The sequence below is a fragment of the Alistipes montrealensis genome, assembly GCF_018362775.1.
In the GTDB taxonomy this organism is placed as follows: Bacteria; Bacteroidota; Bacteroidia; order Bacteroidales; family Rikenellaceae; genus Alistipes; species Alistipes montrealensis.
Map to the genome: position 1 here is coordinate 1 of NZ_JAGYXY010000006.1, position 19,866 is coordinate 19,866.

General features: G+C 57.6%; 19 protein-coding genes. 9 read left to right on the top strand and 10 right to left on the bottom strand.

From position 1 onward, the window contains the following. Positions 1-880: 880 nt before the first annotated feature. On the bottom strand, positions 881-1,552 hold the full coding sequence (locus KG007_RS11785; RefSeq protein ID WP_195461857.1) for an MgtC/SapB family protein: 672 nt from the start codon (positions 1,550-1,552) through the stop codon (positions 881-883). Positions 1,553-1,785: 233 nt separating this feature from the next. Here KG007_RS11785 and rpmI point away from each other — a divergent pair, with 233 nt between their 5' ends. From rpmI to KG007_RS11800, 3 genes are all read left to right on the top strand, one after another. Next, on the top strand, positions 1,786-1,980 hold the full coding sequence (gene rpmI / locus KG007_RS11790) for a 50S ribosomal protein L35 (RefSeq protein ID WP_009598828.1): 195 nt from the start codon (positions 1,786-1,788) through the stop codon (positions 1,978-1,980). A 91-nt stretch (positions 1,981-2,071) separates the two neighbouring features. After that, positions 2,072-2,416 (top strand): 50S ribosomal protein L20, encoded by a 345-nt coding sequence (rplT, locus tag KG007_RS11795; protein ID WP_010265672.1) that lies wholly within the window; start codon positions 2,072-2,074, stop codon positions 2,414-2,416. 75 nt (positions 2,417-2,491) lie between these two features. After that, on the top strand, positions 2,492-3,700 hold the full coding sequence (locus KG007_RS11800) for an MFS transporter (protein WP_213349062.1): 1,209 nt from the start codon (positions 2,492-2,494) through the stop codon (positions 3,698-3,700). A gap of 97 nt (positions 3,701-3,797) precedes the next feature. Here the strand turns inward: KG007_RS11800 and KG007_RS11805 are convergent, their stop codons facing one another. Together KG007_RS11805 and KG007_RS11810 are read right to left on the bottom strand one after the other, a co-directional pair. After that, positions 3,798-4,736, bottom strand: a complete 939-nt coding sequence (locus KG007_RS11805) for a hypothetical protein (RefSeq protein WP_249413336.1) — start codon at positions 4,734-4,736, stop codon at positions 3,798-3,800. Between the two features lie 77 nt (positions 4,737-4,813). Further along, on the bottom strand, positions 4,814-5,266 hold the full coding sequence (locus KG007_RS11810) for a DUF2147 domain-containing protein (protein WP_195461762.1): 453 nt from the start codon (positions 5,264-5,266) through the stop codon (positions 4,814-4,816). A gap of 99 nt (positions 5,267-5,365) precedes the next feature. On the opposite strand from KG007_RS11810, the gene KG007_RS11815 reads away from it, so the two are divergent. Further along, positions 5,366-6,022 (top strand): DUF6250 domain-containing protein, encoded by a 657-nt coding sequence (locus KG007_RS11815; RefSeq protein WP_394369672.1) that lies wholly within the window; start codon positions 5,366-5,368, stop codon positions 6,020-6,022. A 29-nt stretch (positions 6,023-6,051) separates the two neighbouring features. Beyond that, complete coding sequence (locus KG007_RS11820) at positions 6,052-6,774, top strand: MBL fold metallo-hydrolase (RefSeq protein ID WP_195461764.1); 723 nt, start codon at positions 6,052-6,054, stop codon at positions 6,772-6,774. Between the two features lie 134 nt (positions 6,775-6,908). Here the strand turns inward: KG007_RS11820 and KG007_RS11825 are convergent, their stop codons facing one another. The 4 genes from KG007_RS11825 to KG007_RS11840 form a co-directional block, all read right to left on the bottom strand. Next, positions 6,909-7,223 carry a heavy-metal-associated domain-containing protein gene (locus KG007_RS11825; protein WP_195461359.1) on the bottom strand — a complete coding sequence of 105 codons (315 nt, stop codon included), beginning with the start codon at positions 7,221-7,223 and terminating at the stop codon, positions 6,909-6,911. Positions 7,224-7,300: 77 nt separating this feature from the next. Continuing rightward, positions 7,301-9,667, bottom strand: coding sequence for a TonB-dependent receptor (locus tag KG007_RS11830; protein WP_213349064.1), 2,367 nt, complete (start codon positions 9,665-9,667; stop codon positions 7,301-7,303). Between the two features lie 65 nt (positions 9,668-9,732). After that, on the bottom strand, positions 9,733-10,158 hold the full coding sequence (locus tag KG007_RS11835) for a hypothetical protein (RefSeq protein ID WP_195461361.1): 426 nt from the start codon (positions 10,156-10,158) through the stop codon (positions 9,733-9,735). Next, positions 10,158-10,430: a PqqD family protein gene (locus tag KG007_RS11840; RefSeq protein WP_195461362.1), complete on the bottom strand. Its 273-nt coding sequence runs from the start codon at positions 10,428-10,430 to the stop codon at positions 10,158-10,160. The genes KG007_RS11835 and KG007_RS11840 overlap by 1 nt, the downstream gene beginning before the upstream one ends. Positions 10,431-10,635: 205 nt before the next feature. Between KG007_RS11840 and KG007_RS11845 the strand changes: the two genes are divergently transcribed. The 4 genes from KG007_RS11845 to KG007_RS11860 are packed head-to-tail and all read left to right on the top strand — an operon-like array spanning position 10,636 to position 15,259. Next, a complete protein-coding gene (locus KG007_RS11845) occupies positions 10,636-12,588 on the top strand; it encodes a RecQ family ATP-dependent DNA helicase (RefSeq protein ID WP_213349071.1) in 1,953 nt (650 codons plus the stop codon). A 21-nt stretch (positions 12,589-12,609) separates the two neighbouring features. Further along, complete coding sequence (locus tag KG007_RS11850) at positions 12,610-13,218, top strand: 3'-5' exonuclease (protein WP_195461364.1); 609 nt, start codon at positions 12,610-12,612, stop codon at positions 13,216-13,218. Next, positions 13,218-14,414 (top strand): class I SAM-dependent rRNA methyltransferase, encoded by a 1,197-nt coding sequence (locus KG007_RS11855; RefSeq protein WP_213349233.1) that lies wholly within the window; start codon positions 13,218-13,220, stop codon positions 14,412-14,414. The genes KG007_RS11850 and KG007_RS11855 overlap by 1 nt, the downstream gene beginning before the upstream one ends. Positions 14,415-14,416: 2 nt before the next feature. Beyond that, on the top strand, positions 14,417-15,259 hold the full coding sequence (locus KG007_RS11860) for an alpha/beta hydrolase (RefSeq protein WP_213349073.1): 843 nt from the start codon (positions 14,417-14,419) through the stop codon (positions 15,257-15,259). A 53-nt stretch (positions 15,260-15,312) separates the two neighbouring features. Here the strand turns inward: KG007_RS11860 and KG007_RS11865 are convergent, their stop codons facing one another. The 3 genes from KG007_RS11865 to KG007_RS11875 form a co-directional block, all read right to left on the bottom strand. Next, a complete protein-coding gene (locus KG007_RS11865; RefSeq protein WP_213349075.1) occupies positions 15,313-16,167 on the bottom strand; it encodes a YncE family protein in 855 nt (284 codons plus the stop codon). Between the two features lie 93 nt (positions 16,168-16,260). Further along, a complete protein-coding gene (gene yidC, locus KG007_RS11870) occupies positions 16,261-18,210 on the bottom strand; it encodes a membrane protein insertase YidC (RefSeq protein ID WP_213349077.1) in 1,950 nt (649 codons plus the stop codon). Between the two features lie 35 nt (positions 18,211-18,245). Next, positions 18,246-19,865, bottom strand: a complete 1,620-nt coding sequence (locus tag KG007_RS11875; protein WP_213349079.1) for a CTP synthase — start codon at positions 19,863-19,865, stop codon at positions 18,246-18,248. Between the last annotated feature and the right edge of the window lies 1 nt (position 19,866).

The window sequence follows — 19,866 nt, forward strand, 5'->3', positions numbered from 1 at the left end:
GGCCTGCCGCTAGCGTTCATCCTGAGCCAGGATCAAACTCTCCATTGTATAAAAATGTTTTGTTTTAAATCTTTAGCTCTAATCTCAAAGGTATTGTTTGAAATCACTCTCTTGCGAGAGTGGAAAAAACTTTTTAGCTGCTCAAATACTTCAAAGAACGCTGTTCAATATATTACTATAAGAACAATTTCTTATTTTGTCCGGGCTCCGACCTTTCGGTCTCTCCCGTTGTTCTGACCGCGATTTTTCAGCGGAAAGTGGTGCAAAGTTAAGCGTTTATTTTCGAACCACCAAATCTTTTTGAAAGAATTTTTCAGAAATTTTTCAGAACCTTTTTTTGTATCGTTTCGAACCGTGTGTTGCATTCGAAGCGGGTGCAAAGGTAAGTCATTTTTCTGAATCTCCAAAAGATTTCGGAACTTTTTTCAAAATTTTTCAGAACCTGTTTTTGTCGCTTTCGAGTGGTGTTTCTCTCTCGAAGCGGGTGCAAAGATAAGGGCTTTTTCAGGCAACTTCCAAATAATTCCGTGATTATTTTTCGACAATTTTCACGCCTTTTTTCCACCCGATTATGGATCAGCGAGTTAGTTGCAAAAATATTTTAATATCTATGCGCTGCTGATTCCAAAGCGACGATTCAGGAATCTATATTATATATAGGTATGACTATTTGGGCCATTTCCGAGAACAGAAACGGTCCGAACTCTGTCCGGATAAAACAACTTACAAGCAGGAAAAAACAACGGATGACAACACAGACAAGCCAAAGCAAAGCAGAAAAATGGATGCGGAAAAGGATCGGAAATAACAGAAAGCTGACATCCGGAGCAGAAAACGGCGAAAACGAGAACGCGAAAGCAGCAGGCAGCAGACGTATTTCCTAGACGATTTTCTCAACGTTGATGTCCGGATTCTCGCGCAGCAGGTCGATATACCCCTCTTCGCTGGCCGAACCTTTGGCCCGAATAACGATCGTAGCGCGATGCACTATCCCATCGGACGTACGCAGAGCCTCGACCTCATAGGAGACAACCGAATAGTCTTTACTCTCGAGGCGCTCGAACATCGCATTGATAAACTCTTTCTTCGACGCCGAAAAGACAATCATCGTCCGCCGACGCCCCAATCCGCCGAAGACCAATGTCAGAACCTCCAGGCCGAACAATGTCAGCACCGTGGCCGCTCCGGCTACTATATACATATGTGCTCCCGCTGCAAGGCCGATGCCGGCCGTAGCCCAAAGGCTCGCAGCAGTGGTCAGTCCCCGCACCAACTGGCGGTGGATGATGATGGTCCCGGCCCCGATAAAACCGATGCCGCTGACCACCTGCGCCGCAATACGGCTGGGATCGAGCCGCAGCCCGTCATGGGTCGCCAGAAACTCCTCGAACCCGTATTGCGATACAATCATAATCAAGGCACTGCCCAACGCCACCAGGAAATGGGTACGGAAGCCCGCATCCTTGACCCGGTATTCCCGGTCGAGGCCGATGATCGTCCCACAAAGGCCCGCCACACACAGCCGCACGATAAAATTCCACTCCATCTCCATAAGCACTTCGGGCTCAACCCCGCAAAAAATATTCAAATAGCCATCGCCCCGGTTCTCCGGACAGCAAATGTTCTGCCATCATCCCGGCAAACACATCGCCGGAACAACTGGGGTCCTGTACAAATATAGCAAAAAATACCGGATTGCGAAGAAATATCGTCAGGGAAGGTTGCACTATGGGAAAAATTTCGTATTTTTGCAGGCTATGTTTAACTAATTAACTATTTACGACAATGCCGAAAATGAAAACCAATGCCGCTGCGAAGAAGCGTTTTACCTTCACCGGCACAGGAAAGATCAAGCGCAAACACGCTTATCACAGTCACATCCTGACCAAAAAGACGACGAAACAGAAGCGTAACCTCTGCTATTCGGGAACCGTTTCTGCAGCCGATGAGGCTAAAATCAAGAACCTGCTCGTTAAGTAATTAATCAGCAGTATTTTATTAATCGGGACGAACCAGCCCCAAAGAATACGGGAGAACCGTATCGCTGGCAGTCCTCTAAAAACTTTATAGTATGCCACGTTCAGTAAACGCTGTTGCGTCACGCGCACGTCGAAAGAAAGTTTTGAAACTTGCCAAAGGCAACTTTGGTTCAAGGGGAAACGTTTGGACCGTTGCGAAAAATACGGTCGAAAAGGGTCTGTGCTATGCTTATGCACACCGCGCCCTCAAGAAGCGGACATTCCGTTCGCTGTGGATCACGCGTATCAACGCTGCAGTCCGCGCCCAGGGAATGACCTATTCACAGTTTATCGGCAAACTCAACGCCAAAGGAATCGTCCTCAACCGTAAGGTTATGGCCGACCTGGCGATGAACGAGCCCAAAGCATTCGAGGCAATAGTTAAAGCAGTTAAATAGCCTTTCGCAAGAAAGGTTTTAGCGCGGCGGATACCTCGGTATCCGCTTTTTTTGGCACTTGTCGCAATTATTTATATGGAAACCTGGAAAAAAACATTTGCCGTTATCTGGAGCGGGCAGTTGGCCTCGATCCTCAGCAGCGAGGTCGTGGCCTACTCGATCATCTTCTGGATGAGCATCGAAACCGGCTCGGCCGAGGTGTTGGCTCTCGCAGCCATCGCCGGAATACTGCCCCAGTCGTTACTGGGACTGTTTGTCGGGGTTTACGTAGATCGTTGGGATCGCAAGCGCACGATGATCCTCGCCGATAGTTTCATCGCCCTCTGCACGCTGGCGCTGGCCGTGCTCTTCTGGCTCGGCGTAGCCCGGATGTGGCACATTTACATTCTGCTGGCCTGCCGCTCTGCCGGTTCGGCCTTCCATATGCCTGCCATGCAGGCATCGGTCCCGTTGCTGGCTCCCGCGTCGCAGCTCACGCGCATCGCCGGAGTCAACCAGATCATCGCCTCACTGTCGAGTATCGCCGGTCCGGCTCTCGGGGCGCTGCTCATCAACCTCACGTCGATCGGCAACATCCTGCTGCTCGATGTCGCAGGAGCCGCCATCGCCTGCACGTCGCTGCTGTTCGTCCGGATTCCCAATCCGGCACGCGACATAGCTCGCAAACCCGACCTGTGGCGGGAATTCCGCGAAGGTTTCTCGGCCATGCACGCCATTCCGGGCATGGGATGGTTCTTCACGCTGTCCATCGTCGTGTGGTTCTTCATCATGCCCGTCGGGGTGATGTTCCCGCTGATGACGCTCCAGCACTTCGGCGGGGGTACTCTCGAAATGAGCCTGATCGAGATCGTCTGGGGCGGCGGAGCGCTCATCGGAGGCGCCGTCATGGGCGCCCGCACCTACCAGGTCAGCCGCATCGTACTGGTCAACCTGATGTATCTTGTCGTAGGACTCTCATTCGCCCTGTCCGGGCTTCTGTCGCCTGCGGGATTCCTCTGGTTCGCACTCTTCACGGCAGCCGCGGGGATCTCCAGCAGCATCTTCAACGCATCGTTCGTTTCCGTGGTCCAGACCCGCATCGAAACCGGCGTACTGGGACGCGTCATGTCCCTCTACCGCAGTTTCGGGCTGCTGCCTGCGGCCCTCGGACTGCTGGGCACAGGCTTTCTCGCCGAGAACGTAGGCCTCACGACGACGTTCGTCATCGCCGGAACCGTCATCGCCGCGATCGGCCTGACGGGCTTCTTCATCCCCTCGGTCATGCGGCTCGACCGCAAGGCATAACGCCGGGACAACATCCCGGCGCCAGCCAAAAAAGATGAGGCGCGAATGGTTGACAATCCATTCGCGCCTCGCAAGCAAGTGCTAAAAAGCCCTTTTATCAATCTTTCGGATAAACGTATCCGTTGTAATAAATCTTCTGGTAAATCCTGTTGGCTGCGCTGTCGTACGTCCATTCGTAAGTCACCGTCGACGAGGGATATGCCACAGTATCGTATTCGAAATAGGAGGTAAAACTGCAAATTTGCGTGCCGCTCAGAATCTGCGTACCGCGGAAAACGCCGTCCTCCAGTTCATAGGACATACCTACCGACTTGGTCGTTTCGGACGAATAAACCGTCGGGCCCGAGGCTTCGCCTTCGATCTTGAAATCCTTGCCCGAGCAGGTCGAATAAGCCAGGCTCGAATCCTCGGCGCGCAGATTGAAATTACCGCTCCAGTTGGAGGAAGCCTCGACATTATCGATATTGGCCTGGAAAGCCTCTACGTCGATCATATACAAACCGTCCGCTTGGTAGTAAAGCGTCGTCCGGCCGCTATTGAGATTAAACGTCTGCGTCCCCTGATCCGAGTAAGCGATCACCTTGAGGTCCTTCATTTCCACCTCCCACGGCGCATTGTACGGAGCGTCGATCAGCAACTTCGCACCGCCGGTTTTCACCAGCACGGAACCTTTCATGTAAAGGCCGTCGGGCAGCATGGAGTTCTCGCTGTACGTGATCAGGTAATCGTCGCCCTGCCGCTCGATCTTGGTCAGCGAACCGAAAAGATCGCTCTGAACCGTAGTGTTTCCCACCTTGACCTTATCCAGTTCAGCCGTAGCGAGGTCCAGCTCCTGCTTGTCGGCCTCGGCCAGCAGCATCGCCAGACGCAACGCCGCGTTGGCGGGCCGCATGGCGATCGTATTCTGGTTCATCGTCAACTGATAGATACTCCGTCCGGGCTGTATGGGAAGCATATCCTTATATGTACTGTCCTCCTTGATACAGCTCGTAAATGCGAGAGCTGCCAGCGCGATTGTTGCAAAAAGTTTATTCATACGATATGTTAAGTTAATTTATTCTATAAACGCACCCTGCGGCAATATACTGCGCGGATGCCGAAAAAAAATTGCTCCTATTCGATCTTCGTCCAGTAAACCGACCTGCTGAACCCCAGCAGCGACCCTTTGACACGCAGCGTCCGGGCGTCCTCGAACGAAACTTCGACCTTGTAGTCCTTGCCTTTGGTAGGGTCGTAAACCCGGCCGCCGTTCCATACGTTCTTCTTCGCGTCGTACTTCACGCCGTCGACCACCACTACCCGGTCGGCACGCACCGAACGTTTCGACGCATCGGGATTCTTCACGTCCAGTTTGGGCGTTCCGTCGGGGTTGTCGGGCTGTTTAAGCCAGATAATCTGTCCGCGGTACGATCCGTCGGCCTGCCGCGTGAACTCCACTTTCGACTCCTTGCCCTCCTCGACCGCCTTGTAGACGCCGAGAATCTTATCCGCATCCTGCGCCGCCGCGCCTGCGATCGTAAAAACCGCCACAGCCAGCAGGGCCAGCTTCCTGAAAAAATTATTCATCGATTATCCGGGTGTTATACAACGACAAAGATAGATTTTTTTTCGCGGACGCGAAATCTATTTTGCCGTTTCGCAGCAAATTTGTATCTTTATTCCATGATGCTCCGACTGACGACACTTTTTTTTGCAGGATTGCTGGCGGCATGCAGTCCCGGCAGCCGCTGGATTTTCGAATCCGAAGGGGGTTCGGTGACGTTTGCCGAACGGGGCGACACCATCGAGATCGTAGCGCCCGAAGGGCTGACGCTCTGGCTTTCGGAGCCGCTCTCGGGAGATTACCGCATCTGCTACGACGCCACGGTGGTGATCGGCGAAGGTCCCCACGACCGGCTCGCCGACCTCAACTGTTTCTGGGCGGCTTCGGACCCCGAACACCCGGACGACTTCTTCGCCCGCTCGGCCTGGCGGGGAGGAGCGTTCGCCGCCTACAACTCACTCGACCTCTTCTATGTGGGTTACGGCGGCAACGACAACACGACGACCCGCTTCCGCAAGTATCACGGGAAACGTTTCGGCGCCCCGGCCGACGAGGTCAAACCTCTGTTGGGCGAATACACCGATGCGGAACACCTGCTCCGGCCCAACCGCCCGCTGCACATCGAAATCACGGTCGCCGACAAAAAAACAACCTTCTCGGCCGACGGCGAAGTGCTCTTCTCACGAGAACTCGCTCCCGGCGAGGGCGACGGCTATTTCGGACTGCGGCTGCTTGCCAACCATACGCTGATTGCAAATTTCACGGTCGAAAGATTATGAAACAATACAAATTAACTGCACTAATTCTTATGTCACTGCTCTCATTTCTCGGATGCGGCCGCGCAAAGGGTCCCGAATACCCCGCCGACAAACTCACCTCCCGCAACGGGACTGAATTTACGATCACCTTTTTCAAACATGCTTCGCTCTCGATCAACGTGAACGGCAAATACATCTATGTCGACCCCGTGAGCGCCAATGCCGATTACGGCGCACTGCCCAAGGCCGATGTCGTGTTGATCACCCATTCGCACTACGACCACCTCGACGTTGCGGCAGTCGAAAAACTGCTCACCTCCGACACTGAAATTCTCTGCGACCGGACCTCGGCCGAGGCCTTCGAGATGAATTGCTACACGATGCGCCCGGGCAGCGTCGCCACGCCGCGCGACTACGTGAAGGTCGAAGCCGTCGCAGCTTATAACACCACGCCGGGTCACCTGCAGTTCCACCCCAAAGAGCGTGAAGACTGCGGCTACGTGCTTACCGTCGGCGGCACGCGCATCTACATCGCGGGCGACACGGAGCCCACTCCGGAGATGAAGGCCCTGAAGAACATCGACATCGCTTTCCTGCCCGTAAACCAGCCCTACACGATGACCGTCGACCAGGCCGTCGAGGCGGTGAAAGTACTGAAACCGGCGATTTTCTACCCCTACCACTACGGCGAAGTAGACGAAAAGACCGACATCGACCGGCTGGTCCGCGAAACCGAAGGCCTGACGGATATCCGTGTCCGGCCGATGGAGTAACCCGCCTGCGGCAATTCGAAAAAAAGAGCGCCCCGATATTGGGCGCTCTTTTTCGTTTGCTTTAGGCCTCCCGAGACTGAAAAACGGGGAAATCCCGAAAGATTTCCCCGTTTCAGATAACAAACCCGCCCGAATTACTTCTTCGCAGGGGCTTTTTTAGGCTCGGCCTTCACTTTGAGCGTGGCAAAACCCTTGACGATGTTCTCGTCGTTGTTCTTCGTGCCGTCGTAGATCACGGTAACCTCCTTTTTGGGCAGGTCCACCTTCACGTCCTTGATGCCCTTTCCGAGCGAAGGAACGTTGTTCATGATCTTCTTCACGCAGTGTTCGCAATCGATATCGGTTACGAATACCGTCGTCACCTCTTTTTTCTGCGCGGGCTTATCCGCCGCAGCGCACATGCCGAGACCCATTACCAGGGCCAGGCAGAACATTAAAAGTTTTTTCATTTTTGCGTATATTTAGGTATTAAAATTTTCATCCTTACCAAATCCGGGGCGTCGCCCGAAACATCCTGCTCCGCATCCTAATACAGATTAAACCGTAAGCCGATATAGAACTTGCGCCCCATGAGCGGCCCCCAGACGTTCATCGAATTGAACTTGTAATCGTAGGGGTCCTGCGCATTGAGGATCGGGTCCTTCTGGCGGTAGTCGGCGATATTCTCGCACCCGGCGTAGATGTCGAACTTGCCTACCTTGCGGCTCACCTGCGCGAAAAACATCGGGTAACGGGGCGAATAGTAACTGTCGTCGAGGTTGCCCGTCTGCGTCGGAATGCGCGAAGGACCGTTGAGCTGCGCCGTAGCGTCGAAGACCCAGCGGCGGAACTTCGTGGCATACTGGATATTCAACAGCGTTTTGTACTGGCTTACCAGCGGCCTCTCCACACGGGCCGAACTGCCGTCGGCGCGCTTGATCGTCATCTCGCTGTCCGTATAGCGGAACGTAGCGAAGATATCAAGCCGCTCGACCGGCGACCACGAGAAGTCGATCTGGTAGGTGTCGGTATACGAACGGCCGTCGGTGTCGTAGAATACGATCCGATCGGCATACATCTCCTGATCGGCCACGATCGAGTTGTAGAACTGCGTACGGAAATAGTCGAAACTCAGCGTCGCGTCGCCCTGCTTCACCAGTCCGAAGGTTTGCGTCAGGCTTCCGCCGACGGTCAGGGCCTTCTCCATGCGGTCGAATTTCCGGAAATCGAATTTCCCGGATTCGTTGTCGAGGAACGTGATCGCCCGGCCCGTAGCCAGTACGCCGATATTGTCCGTAATGACGTTCGTCGAGCGGTAACCCAGGCCCGCCGAACCGCGCAGCGTCGTCGAAGGGGTGATATTCCATTTCAGGTGGCCGCGGGGCGTCACAAAGAAACGGTCGTAATAGTGGTTGTAATCGCCGCGGACTCCGGCCACGATCGAAAACTTGTCCTTGATGGCATAGGTATACTCGGCATAGGCTCCCGCCTCGCGCTCGTTGCGGTCGAAATTGTAGTCGCGGACGCTGTTGGCGGCGATCCACGGCGTCGGGTTGAGCAGTTTCTCGCGGTAGTAATCCAGATGCCCCTGCACCCCGACGATCAGCGACGACCGATAGGTGAAATAGTGGTTGTACATCAGATTCAGCGCCAGCGAATTCTGGTTGCCCGTATAGTCGTTCAGCCCGAAATAGGCGTCTTCGCTGAAATGGTCGAAGTCGGCGACGAACGCCAGGTTCGAACGCATTTCGTCCTGCTCGTCGGGATCGTAAACCGACGGACCGACAGGCATACCTATCTTAAAATAGCCGTTGGCGTTGCGGTTGCGGATGTGCGACCCGTAGAGCGGCATTTTCTTGTCGCCGGCTCTCCAGTCCCAGTCCTGCTCCATCTCCTCGCGCATGGCCTTCGTGTCCTTGTAGTCGAGCATGCCGCCCAGGCGGTTTTCCTGCACGAACTTCCAGCCCCAGCGAATCTGCGTGCCGTTGTCAGCGGCGTAGAGCCATTTGTTGGCCACGTTGATCTGGTCGGCCTTCGGCAGGTCGCGGAATCCGTCGTGGTTGTGATCCATCTTCCGCACGTCGGTATCCATCGAGCCGTGAAGCAGGATGACGCTCGACAACTTCTTGTCTTTCGTGACGGGAAAAGCCGTCGAAATATTGGCCTCGGGACGCAGTTCGTCGTCGAGGTAAAGGTTCACGAACAGCCGTTCGTCGTCCGTAGGCTTGCGGTGTTCGAGGTTAATCTGCCCCGTGATGGCCTCATGGCCCGCCGTGACCGAAGCCACGCCCTTCGACACCTGGATCGAATTGAGCCACATGCCCGGCGTGTAACTCAGCCCGTAGGGAGCGCTCAGGCCCCGCATGATGGGACGGTTCTCGTCGAGTATCTGCGTATAGGTTCCGGCCAGTCCCAGCATCTTGATCTGCCGGGCGCCCGATATGGCGTCGCTGTAACCGACGGTCACCGAAGCCGAATTTTCGAACGACTCGGCCAGGTTGCAGCAGGCCATCTTACAGAGGCCCGCAAAGGAGATCATCTCGCCTTTGACGATCCCGTCGCGCTTGACGAAATTGCCGCTGAGGTTGCCCTCGACAACGACGCCTTCCAGCGCCACGCCCTCCGAACGGAGCGTAAATTCGACCTTGTCGACGCCGTTTTTCACATTCAGCGTGTCGTTGACAAAGCCCAGGTACGAGGCTACGAGTTTATCGTACCCCTTCACGCGGTGTACGAGAAATGCGCCCTGTGCGTCGGTGCTGGCCCCGATGGTCGTGCCGGCCCAGTAGACCGAAGCCCCGATGAGCGGTTGACGGTCGGCATCGCGGACCACGCCCCTCAAATCCTGTGCGCTCAGGGAACCGCACACGGCGAAGGCAGAAATAGATAATACGGTGTATTTGAAAAATTTCATGAAAATCCGTTATTGGTTAAAACTGATTACGGACCGGCGCACACAGCACCGGTCCCGAAGGTGTTTTAAGCCAATACGGGAGGAGCCCGGAAGCCGACGGGCAGGATGCAGGCTTCGCGTATCAGAGGTACATGCCTCTGGACAACCTCCTCGCGCAACTGGGGAACGTGTGCAGGACACGGACACTCCACGGCGAGTGCAGGCGGCAGGTCGAGGACGATGCAGCGTATGTATTTCTCGTTATTGTCGGAGTTCGACGTAACGTAAAGTTCGACATCGGTCGAATGGTGGTTGCCGCAGCAGGGGGCGCGCATCGCACCGTCGTGCGCCGACTGAACGTCCGCCGGATGCTGGCAATGGGTACAGCACACGTGCTCCGTGCGGGCCTTCATCGACACGCACTTACACGTCAGCGACGCCAAAGCCATCCCCGCCGTCGCAAAAAGATAGACGGCGAGCAACAACAGCGATATGACCCTTTTCAGTTTCACTATTCTTCTACGATTCCGCATTCGGCAAGGCTCGCGATCCACCGCCCGGCATCCTGCAAAGCGGTTTCAGCGTCGACCTCGTAACATTCGGTCAGCAGCAGCGCGGCGTCCGCAGCCGTAAACTCGCGGCCCCGAAGCTTCTCCCACAGATACATCGACGAAGGATTGAGCGACACGATGCGTGTCATATCGGCGGCGCCTCCGCGTCCCGGCATCACGATCACGTGCTCACCGGCCATCTCCCGGACCTTGTATTCTTCGCGTATCTTCATCTTCCGAATATTCGATTTTTGCAAAAATACGAAAAATTCCCCAAACTGCCTAATTTTTCACAAAACCGCACGCAATTCGGCTTTGCAGCCGTCCGGCTTTTTCGTACCTTTGGTGTCGTAACGACACTTCCATTCGTCGGAAGGCTGTATAAAACCGCACGCAATCCGGTTTTGCACCCATCCGGCTTTTTCGTACCTTTGTGCTATGGAACCGACCGCGGACAAAATATACGAAGTGCTCCGGCGCTACTGGGGCTTCACCACCTTCCGCCCCGTGCAGGAGCAGATCATCCGCGCGGCGATGGAAGGGCGCGACACACTGGCCCTGATGCCCACAGGCGGCGGCAAGTCGCTGACCTACCAGGTTCCGACGCTTGCCCGCGAAGGGCTCTGCATCGTCGTCACACCGCTCATCGCCCTGATGAAAGACCAGGTCGACCGCCTCCGGGCCCGGGCCGTCCCGGCCGTGGCGATCCATTCGGGGCTCTCGCCGCGCCAGATCGACATCGCGCTGGACAACTGCGCCTACGGCGACGTAAAGTTCCTCTACGTGGCTCCCGAACGGCTGGCTACCGAGGCGTTCCGCCTGCGCGTGGTGCGCATGAACGTCTCGCTCATCGCCGTCGACGAGGCTCACTGCATCTCGCAGTGGGGCTACGATTTCCGCCCTTCGTACCTGCGCATCGCCGAACTGCGCGAAAAGCTCCCGGGCGTTCCCGTGCTGGCGCTCACCGCCTCGGCCACCCGCCTGGTGGCCGACGACATCATGCGCCATCTGAAATTTGCCGAACCGCACATCCTGCGCAGCAGCTTCGCACGCCCCAACCTCTCGTACAGCGTCCGCCGTACCGACGACAAAAACGGCCAGTTGCTGCGACTGGTCCACAACGTCCCCGGCACGGGCATCGTCTATGTGCGCACGCGGGAAGGGACCGAGCAGGTCGCCGACTTCCTGCGACAGGAAGGGGTAACGGCCGCGGCCTACCACGGCGGGCTGGGCCACGCCGAGCGGTCGCTCCGGCAGGAGGAGTGGCTCTCGGGCAAAGTCCGCGTGATGGTCGCCACCAACGCTTTCGGCATGGGCATCGACAAAGCGGACGTGCGCTTCGTGGTCCACTACGCGATGTGCGACTCGCTCGAAAGCTACTACCAGGAGGCCGGCCGTGCAGGCCGCGACTCACAGCGGGCCTATGCCCTGCTGCTGGTCGCATCGGACGACAGCGACCGCATTTCGCGGCGTTTCGAGCTGGAATTTCCCCCGCTGGAAAAGATCAAGGATATTTACGAAAGGGTCTGCTCCTACCTGCAGATCGGCATCGGCGACGGCGGCGAAGCGTCGTTTCTGTTCAACATCCACGACTTCTGCGCCCGCGAACACCTCTATTCGGGAACGGTCCAGAGTGCCCTCAAACTGCTCCAGCAGAACGGCTACATGACCCTTACCGACGCACAGGAAAACCCCGCACGGGTGATGTTCTGCGTCAGCCGCGACGAATTGTACAAACTCCGCGTGCAGCGCGACGAACTGGACCACTTCATCCGCACCCTGCTGAGGCTCTACAACGGGGTCTTCACCGAGTTCCGGCCCATCGACGAAGGCGAACTGGCCACCTGGAGCGGCTACACCGTCGAGCGCGTCAGGGAATTGCTCAAACGGCTCTGGCAGTTGCGCGTGATCCGTTACGTCCCCTCGAACCGTTCGCCAATCCTTTTCATGAACGAAGAACGCCTGCCCCGCGCCGACCTTTACATCGCCCCCGAGACCTACAAGCGGCGGCAGGAGCTGATGCGCGAACGCTTCGAGCAGATGATCGCCTACGCCGCCAACGAGGAGCAGTGCCGCAGCGCCGTGCTCGAAAAGTATTTCGGCGAAGAGACGCCCGCGCCGTGCGGAGTCTGCGACGTGTGCCTCGCCCGCAAACGGGCCGCGAAAGCCGCCGGGCGAACCCCCGGAACACCCGGCATCCCCGCGCCCGGCGACGAGGCCTCCCTGCGCGAAAAACTCCTGGCGCGCCTCGCACGCTCCCCGGCCGACCCGCGCCAACTCGCCGCCGAACTGGCCTGTTCCCCCGACCGGCTGACTGAAGTCGTGCGCGAACTGCTCGGGGAAGGCAAAATCGCCACCGGCAAAGAAGGAATATTGAAACTTTTTCCGTAATTTTGCAGGAACATCCGTCCAATGACTACAGTAAATAATTTCATCGATAAAATCAGCAACGAGCAAACCGCCCTGCTCCCGGCCATCGAGTTCCGGGGAGAAATCCGTATCGTCGAGCAGGAGCGCGACATCGCCGCGGCCTGCAAGCTGCTCGCCGAGCAGTCCGTCATCGGCTTCGACACCGAGACGCGCCCTTCGTTCCGCCCGGGCGTAACGTTCCGCGTATCGCTGCTGCAACTCTCCACACCGAAGGTCTGCTTCCTGTTCCGGCTCAACAAAATTCCGCTCGCCAAACCGATCCTGCAACTGCTCGAAGACAAAAAAGTCCTCAAGATCGGCGCCGACGTTGCGGGCGACCTGCGCTCGCTGCGCCAGATCCGCCATTTCCGCGACGGAGGCTTCGTCGACCTGCAGAGCATCGCCTCGGAATGGGGCATCGGGGAGAAGAGTCTGCGCAAACTCTCGGCCATCGTGCTGGGACAGCGCGTCTCGAAAGCCCAGCGGCTGAGCAACTGGGAAGCCACGACCCTCACCGACAAGCAGCAGCTTTACGCCGCGACCGACGCATGGGTCTGCACCCGTATTTACGAGCAGTTGCTCCGCACACCGAAAAAACCGATCCGTAAATGATACCGCAAATTTACCTGCGCAAAGGCAAGGAGGAATCGCTCCTGCGCCGCCACCCGTGGATTTTCTCGGGAGCCATCGACCACATCCAAGCCGAAGAAGAGTCCGATTTCGCCGAAGGGGCCCTCGTCGAGGTCTACACCCGTCAGGGCGACTTCATGGCCCTGGGCCACTACCAGATCGGATCGATCGCCGTGCGCGTGCTCACGTTCGAACGCGAAGAGATCGACCAGACGTGGTGGAACCTCCGGATCGCCGTGGCCTACGATGTCCGCCGTACGCTCGGCCTTACGGACAATCCCTCCACGACCTGCTACCGTCTCGTCCACGGCGAAGGCGACTCGCTGCCGGGGCTGGTCGTCGACATCTACGGCTCGACGGCCGTCATCCAGTGCCACTCGGCCGGCATGTACTACGCGCGGCTGCAAATCGCCGAAGCGCTGCGCTCGGTCTACGGCGAACGCCTCACGGCCATCTACGACAAATCGTCGCAGACGCTCCCCTTCAAGGCCGCCCTCGGGGCAGTCGACGGCTACCTGTGGGGATCGTCCGACCATGCGTCGCATATCGTCGTGGAGAACGGCGAACAATTCTACGTCAACTGGGAGAAAGGCCAGAAAACGGGCTTTTTCCTCGACCAGCGCGAAAACCGCCAACTGGTGAAACGCTACTCCAAGGGCCGCAACGTACTCAACACCTTCTGCTACACGGGCGGATTCTCGGTCTACGCCCTTTCGGGCGGCGCCCGGAAGGTCTGCTCGGTGGACTCCTCGGAGCGTGCCGTAGCGCTGGCCACGGAGAACATGGAACTCAACTTCGGCAAAGGCGCCGAATGCTGCGAAATCGCCGCCGACGCCATCGACTACCTCAAAGACATCGGCGACAAATACGACCTGATCATCCTCGACCCACCGGCCTTCGCCAAGCACCACAAAGTGCTGGGCAACGCCATGCAGGGTTACAAACGACTCAACGCCCGGGCCCTGTCGCAGATTCGCCCCGGCGGAATCCTCTTCACCTTCTCCTGCTCGCAGGCCGTATCGAAGGAGTTATTCCGCACGACGGTCTTTTCGGCCGCCGCTATCGCAGGCCGCAAGGTCCGCATCCTCCACCAACTGACGCAGCCCGCCGACCATCCGATCAACATCTACCACCCCGAAGGCGAATACCTCAAGGGGTTGGTACTATACGTCGAATAACCATGAAAAAACTGCTCGCCACCCTCTTTGCGCTCCCCCTTGTCTTCGCGGCCAGGGCACAGAGCCGCACCGAAGTCTACACGTTCCCGAGCAAAATCCTCGGAACCGAAAAGAGCTGCACGGTCTACCTGCCCGACGGCTACGACCGCTCGCTGGAGTCCTACCCCGTGCTCTACCTGCTCCACGGCGCCGGAGGCTGCCACACCGACTGGACCCGGAAAGGCTACATGCGCCGCATCACCGACGAAACGATCGCCTCGGGGATGGCCCGGCCGATGATCGTCGTCATGCCCGACGCCGCCGGCGAAGGCGAGGACTACAAGGGCAAACACATGGGATACTTCGACGTTCCGGGCTGGAACTACGAACAGTTCTTTTTCGAGGAATTCCTGCCTGCCGTCGAATCGAAGTACCGTATCACAGCCGACAAGCAGCACCGCGCCATTTCGGGCCTCTCGATGGGCGGCGGCGGAACGGCGGCCTATGCCCTGCGCCACCCCGGGGTTTTCAGTTCGGCCTGCCCGATGAGCGGCCTGCTGGACACGTTCCCCAGCGCGCGCAACTACGACAATGCGTTCCAGAAATCCGTCGCCGACAACTCCCCCGTCGCGATGCTGCGCAACATGCCCGACGACCAGTTGGACGGCGTACGTTCGGTCCGCTGGTGGGTCGACTGCGGCGACGACGATTTTCTCTGGAAATCGAACGTCGATTTCTACTCGCTCATGCGCCAGCGTAACATCCCGCTGCAATACCGCATGCGCGACGGCGGCCACACGTGGCGCTACTGGGAGACGGTACTGCCCGACGTGCTGACGTTCGTCTCGGCCGGGTTCGGCAAATAACCGCCGGCCCCGCGCAAACCACAAAAAAGGTCCCGGAACTGCCGGGACCTTTTCTATTTTACCTTCTCGAAAACGTAGACTTCGTGAACCTCGCCGTCGTAGCCCGGATAAAATCCCCGGGGCATGCCGAGCACGATCCGCGCCCCGCGGTTGGCCAGCACCAGCAGTTCGTCCGTCGCAGGGTCGACAGCCAGTCCTTCGATCTCTCCGGCACGGCGGAAATCGGCCATCGAACGCAGCGGGAGCACCGTGGCATACGACTTTCCGTCGCGCAGGTCGGCAACGTAGAGGTTGTCCGGCTCGTCGAGGTCGGCATCCCCGTCGTCGGCAGAGATCAGCATCCGGCCGTCGACCATGAAAATGCCCTGCTGCCATTGCGGGACGGGACGCAGGTGCACCTTGCGGACATACTTGCCCGTCTTCCGGTCATAACCGTAAACATAGCGCCCGTCGACCCAGTCGGCCATCCAGACCATATCGCTGTCACGGTCCACGGCCAGCCCGCACACTTCGACCTGCCCCGATTCGGGTTCCCAGTCGATCGAACGTTTCCATTTCAGCGTGTTGGCGTCGTAGACCGCCACCTGGATATTCTCGCCGCGGCCGTCGTCGAAAGTCTCGATTCCGGCGTAAATCTCCCCGTTCCAGACATCGATGTCGCCGATGTGGTTCGCAGCCAGCGGCAACCCGTCGAACGGGCGGTCGTTCCGGGCCACCAGCCGGCCCTGCTTGTCATATTTGTAGAGCGCCGTACTGCCCGACACATAGTAATAAGCCGAATCGGCGGCAATCCCCTGCCGTCCCTCGACGGGAATCACCTCTTTAAGGCGGTACTCCGTTCCCAGGGTTTGCGCTGCGAGCGGCATTCCGGCCGCCAGCACCAACATTAACATCAAAACTCGTTTCATAGCCATTTTGTTTATACGTCCTCCGGCAAAAACAGGGCCGGAGCAGTTTCCCCTTGGAATCCGCTCCGGCCCGTGTTCAAAGCGGAATACCGCCTATTTTTTCTTCGTACGCTGCTGAGCCTCCTGCTGACGCATCAGCTCCTCGTAGCGCTGTTGGAATTTCGATTTCTTGCCTTTCGACTTCTTCGCGGCATTCGCCTGCATGATCGCATGGATCTTGTTGTCGTCGACCATACGGCGGATGACGAGCGTCTGCCCGATGGTGAAGAGATTCGACAGCAGGTAGTAATAGCACAAGCCGCTCGAATAGCTGTTGAACCAGAAGAGCATCATGATCGGCATCATGTAGACCATCATGAACTTCATGCCTGCCATCTGAGGCTGCGACGAAGCCGTCTGCTGGTAGTTGAAATAGGAGTATCCGAACAGCGACACCGCCATCAGCAGGGCGAACAGCGAAACATGGTCGCCGTAGAAAGGAATCGAGAACGGCAGGTTCAGCACACTGTCGAACGACGAGAGGTCGTCGGCCCACAGGAACGGCTGCTCACGCAACTCGATCGACGCGGGGAAGAAGCGGAACATGGCGATCAGGATCGGCATCTGGATCAGCATCGGGATACAGCCGCCCATCGGATTGATACCCGCCTTCTTGTAGAGCTCCATCGTCGCCTGCTGCTTTTTCATGGCATCCTCCTGCTTGGGATATTTCTTCGCCAGTTCGTCGACCTGCGGCTTTATCAGGCGCATTTTGGCCATCGAGACGTAACTCTTGTACGTCAGCGGCGAGATCACCAGTTTCACGAGCAGCACCAGGATGAAGATGATGATACCGAAGCTGCCGATGTAGTTGCGCAGGAAGTCGAAGACCGGAATCACGCACCAGCGGTTGACCCATCCGAAAATACCCCAGCCCAGCGGCACGAGACGTTCCAGGTGGATTTCCGCACCGCGCGGATCGTCGACCTTCTTGAGGATCGAATACTTGTTGGGGCCGAAATAGAAGGCAAAGTCATAGCCTTCGGTCTGGGGTGTATAGGGCACGCCCATCTGCGCCGTGAAGGATTTCAGCAACGACGACTCGGGAGCGGCCGTATCGAAGGAAAGGTTGGCGTAGGAGACATTGTCCGGGGCGATGAACACCGACGAGAAGAACTGCTGCTTGAAAGCCACCCACGAAACCTGCGTCGAAATGTTCTTCGACTTGGCGCCCTCGCTCATGCCCAACTCCTCGATCGAAGTCTCGTTCGGGAAGCGGTAAGCCAGCGTCGTATACATGTTCTCGTTCTGGAAACCCTTCTCGTTCTGGAAGGTGGTATTCGCCCAGTCGATCTGTATCTGCGTCTGGTTGGCCATCTCCGCAGCCATGTTCACCAGCCGTACGTCGAAGTTGACGAGGTAGTCGCGCGCAGGAGCCTCCGTATTATATATAAGGTAGCGGTACTCCAGGTAAGCCCCCTCCGAAACGCGAAGACGCATCACGACACTCTCCGCGCCGTCCTCCGTCGTCGTAATAGGCTGGGCCGCAAATACATAGTCCAGCGTATTGACCGGAATATTCTTCAGTCCGTTCTTCAGGTAGAACGAAAGCCCGAAACGCGCCGTCGCGGGGTCCATCATCTCGATCTTCTGGTCGCGTTTGCCGCGCGGACCGTACTTGGTATAATCTTTCAGCGTGACACCCGTGATCTGGCCGCCGCGGGTCGAAAAACGCACCGACATCACGTCGTTCTCGACCGTAAACTCTTCGGGTTCCGTCTCGCGGGCCGCCGTCAGCGCCTCGCCCAGCGTTTCGACCTGGCGTTCGCGCACCGCAGCCGCAGCATCGGCAGCAGCCAGTTCGGCCTGCGCTCCGCCGTCCGCCACCGCCGTCGAATCCACAACGGGCGCTGCGGGACGCGTCGCTGCCGCTACCGAGTCCTGATAGGCCTCATAACGGGCCATTTGTTCCTGATATTCTTTCTGCTGCTGGCTGTTGAAGTAGGCGAATCCCAGAAAAAGGACCGCTACGACGGCAATGCCGATAATTGACTTTTTATCCATTAAGTGTTGTTTCTTTTCGCTCTACGGGATTAATATTACTTCTTCGCATGCTCCAGCGCAGCCTTCACGAAGGCCACGAACAGCGGCGAGGGACTCTGCACGGTGCTCTTGTATTCGGGATGGTACTGCACGCCGATGAACCACGGATGGTTCTCGATCTCGACGACCTCCACCAGGTTCGTGTCGGGATTCACGCCCACAGCCTTCATGCCGTCCTTCTCGAACTGCTCCAGGTAATCGTTGTTGAACTCGTAGCGGTGGCGGTGGCGCTCCGAAATGTTGAGTTTGCCGTAAGCGGCAGCAACTTTCGAACCCTTTTTGAGCGCACAGGGATAAGCGCCCAGACGCATCGTGCCGCCTTTGGCCGTAACGCCCTTCTGCTCCTCCATCAGGTCGATCACCGGATGGGCCGTCGCCGGCTCCATCTCGCTCGAATTGGCATCGGCGAGGTTCAGGACGTGACGCGCGAATTCGATCACCGCACACTGCATACCCAGGCAGATGCCCAGGAACGGCACGTTATTCTCGCGGGCGAAGCGCACGGCCTCGATCTTGCCTTCGATGCCGCGGTTGCCGAAGCCCGGGGCCACCAGAATACCGGCCATCTTGCCCAGGTGCGCAGCCACGTTTTCCCGCGTGATCTTCTCCGAATTGACGTAACGCAGCTTGACTTTGCAATCGTTGACCGCCCCGGCGTGGATGAACGACTCGCAGATCGACTTGTAGGCGTCGGGCAGTTCGGTGTACTTGCCGACCAGCGCGATCTCGATCTTCTTCGACGGGTGTTTCACCTTCTCGACGAATGCGCTCCATGCAGTCATGTCCGGCTCCTTGTCGGCCGGAAGGTTGAGTTTGTCCAGCACCACTTCGTCCAGATGCTGTTCGTGCATCTTCAGCGGCACTTCGTAGATCGTCGGCACGTCGATCGACTCCATCACGGCATTGGCGTCGACGTTGCAGAACAACGCCACCTTGCGCTTGAGCGCCGCCGTCAGCGGATGCTCGGCGCGCAGCACAAGGATGTCGGGCTGGAGACCGTTCTCCAGCAGCGCCTTCACCGAGTGCTGCGTGGGCTTGGTTTTCAACTCGCCCGAAGCGGCCATATAGGGAATCAGCGTCAGGTGAACCAGCGCCGTATTTTTGTAACCCAGCGAGTAGCGCAACTGGCGCACCGACTCGATGAACGGCTGCGACTCGATGTCGCCCACCGTACCGCCGATCTCGGTGATGATTACGTCGTATTTCTTGGTCTGCGCGAGCAACTGGATGCGGCGCTTGATCTCGTCGGTGATGTGGGGGATGACCTGCACGGTCTTACCCAGGTACTCGCCCTTGCGCTCCTTCTCGATGACGCTCTTGTAGATACGCCCCGTCGTGACGTTGTTGGCCTTCGACGTGGGCTGGTTCGTAAAGCGCTCGTAGTGCCCCAGGTCGAGGTCCGTTTCGGCTCCGTCTTCGGTGACGTAGCATTCGCCGTGCTCATAGGGGTTGAGCGTCCCGGGATCGACGTTGATGTAGGGATCGAGCTTCTGAATGGTCACCGAGTAGCCGCGGGCCTGCAACAAACGCGCGATCGAGGCCGAAATGATACCCTTGCCGAGCGACGATGCCACACCGCCCGTTACGAAGATGTACTTGGGTTTGGAAAGTTTCATT

Excerpts from the sequence above, each read along its gene's own strand:
- KG007_RS11860 (WP_213349073.1), top strand. The coding sequence starts at position 14,417 with ATGAAAAAACTGCTCGCCACCCTCTTTGCGCTCCCCCTTGTCTTCGCG.
- yidC (WP_213349077.1), bottom strand. The coding sequence starts at position 18,210 with ATGGATAAAAAGTCAATTATCGGCATTGCCGTCGTAGCGGTCCTTTTT.
- rpmI (WP_009598828.1), top strand. The coding sequence starts at position 1,786 with ATGCCGAAAATGAAAACCAATGCCGCTGCGAAGAAGCGTTTTACCTTC.
- rplT (WP_010265672.1), top strand. The coding sequence starts at position 2,072 with ATGCCACGTTCAGTAAACGCTGTTGCGTCACGCGCACGTCGAAAGAAA.
- KG007_RS11820 (WP_195461764.1), top strand. The coding sequence starts at position 6,052 with ATGTCACTGCTCTCATTTCTCGGATGCGGCCGCGCAAAGGGTCCCGAA.
- KG007_RS11875 (WP_213349079.1), bottom strand. The coding sequence starts at position 19,865 with ATGAAACTTTCCAAACCCAAGTACATCTTCGTAACGGGCGGTGTGGCA.
- KG007_RS11800 (WP_213349062.1), top strand. The coding sequence starts at position 2,492 with ATGGAAACCTGGAAAAAAACATTTGCCGTTATCTGGAGCGGGCAGTTG.
- KG007_RS11850 (WP_195461364.1), top strand. The coding sequence starts at position 12,610 with ATGACTACAGTAAATAATTTCATCGATAAAATCAGCAACGAGCAAACC.
- KG007_RS11815 (WP_394369672.1), top strand. The coding sequence starts at position 5,366 with ATGCTCCGACTGACGACACTTTTTTTTGCAGGATTGCTGGCGGCATGC.
- KG007_RS11810 (WP_195461762.1), bottom strand. The coding sequence starts at position 5,266 with ATGAATAATTTTTTCAGGAAGCTGGCCCTGCTGGCTGTGGCGGTTTTT.
- KG007_RS11825 (WP_195461359.1), bottom strand. The coding sequence starts at position 7,223 with ATGAAAAAACTTTTAATGTTCTGCCTGGCCCTGGTAATGGGTCTCGGC.
- KG007_RS11845 (WP_213349071.1), top strand. The coding sequence starts at position 10,636 with ATGGAACCGACCGCGGACAAAATATACGAAGTGCTCCGGCGCTACTGG.
- KG007_RS11805 (WP_249413336.1), bottom strand. The coding sequence starts at position 4,736 with ATGAATAAACTTTTTGCAACAATCGCGCTGGCAGCTCTCGCATTTACG.
- KG007_RS11865 (WP_213349075.1), bottom strand. The coding sequence starts at position 16,167 with ATGAAACGAGTTTTGATGTTAATGTTGGTGCTGGCGGCCGGAATGCCG.
- KG007_RS11830 (WP_213349064.1), bottom strand. The coding sequence starts at position 9,667 with ATGAAATTTTTCAAATACACCGTATTATCTATTTCTGCCTTCGCCGTG.
- KG007_RS11785 (WP_195461857.1), bottom strand. The coding sequence starts at position 1,552 with ATGGAGATGGAGTGGAATTTTATCGTGCGGCTGTGTGTGGCGGGCCTT.
- KG007_RS11840 (WP_195461362.1), bottom strand. The coding sequence starts at position 10,430 with ATGAAGATACGCGAAGAATACAAGGTCCGGGAGATGGCCGGTGAGCAC.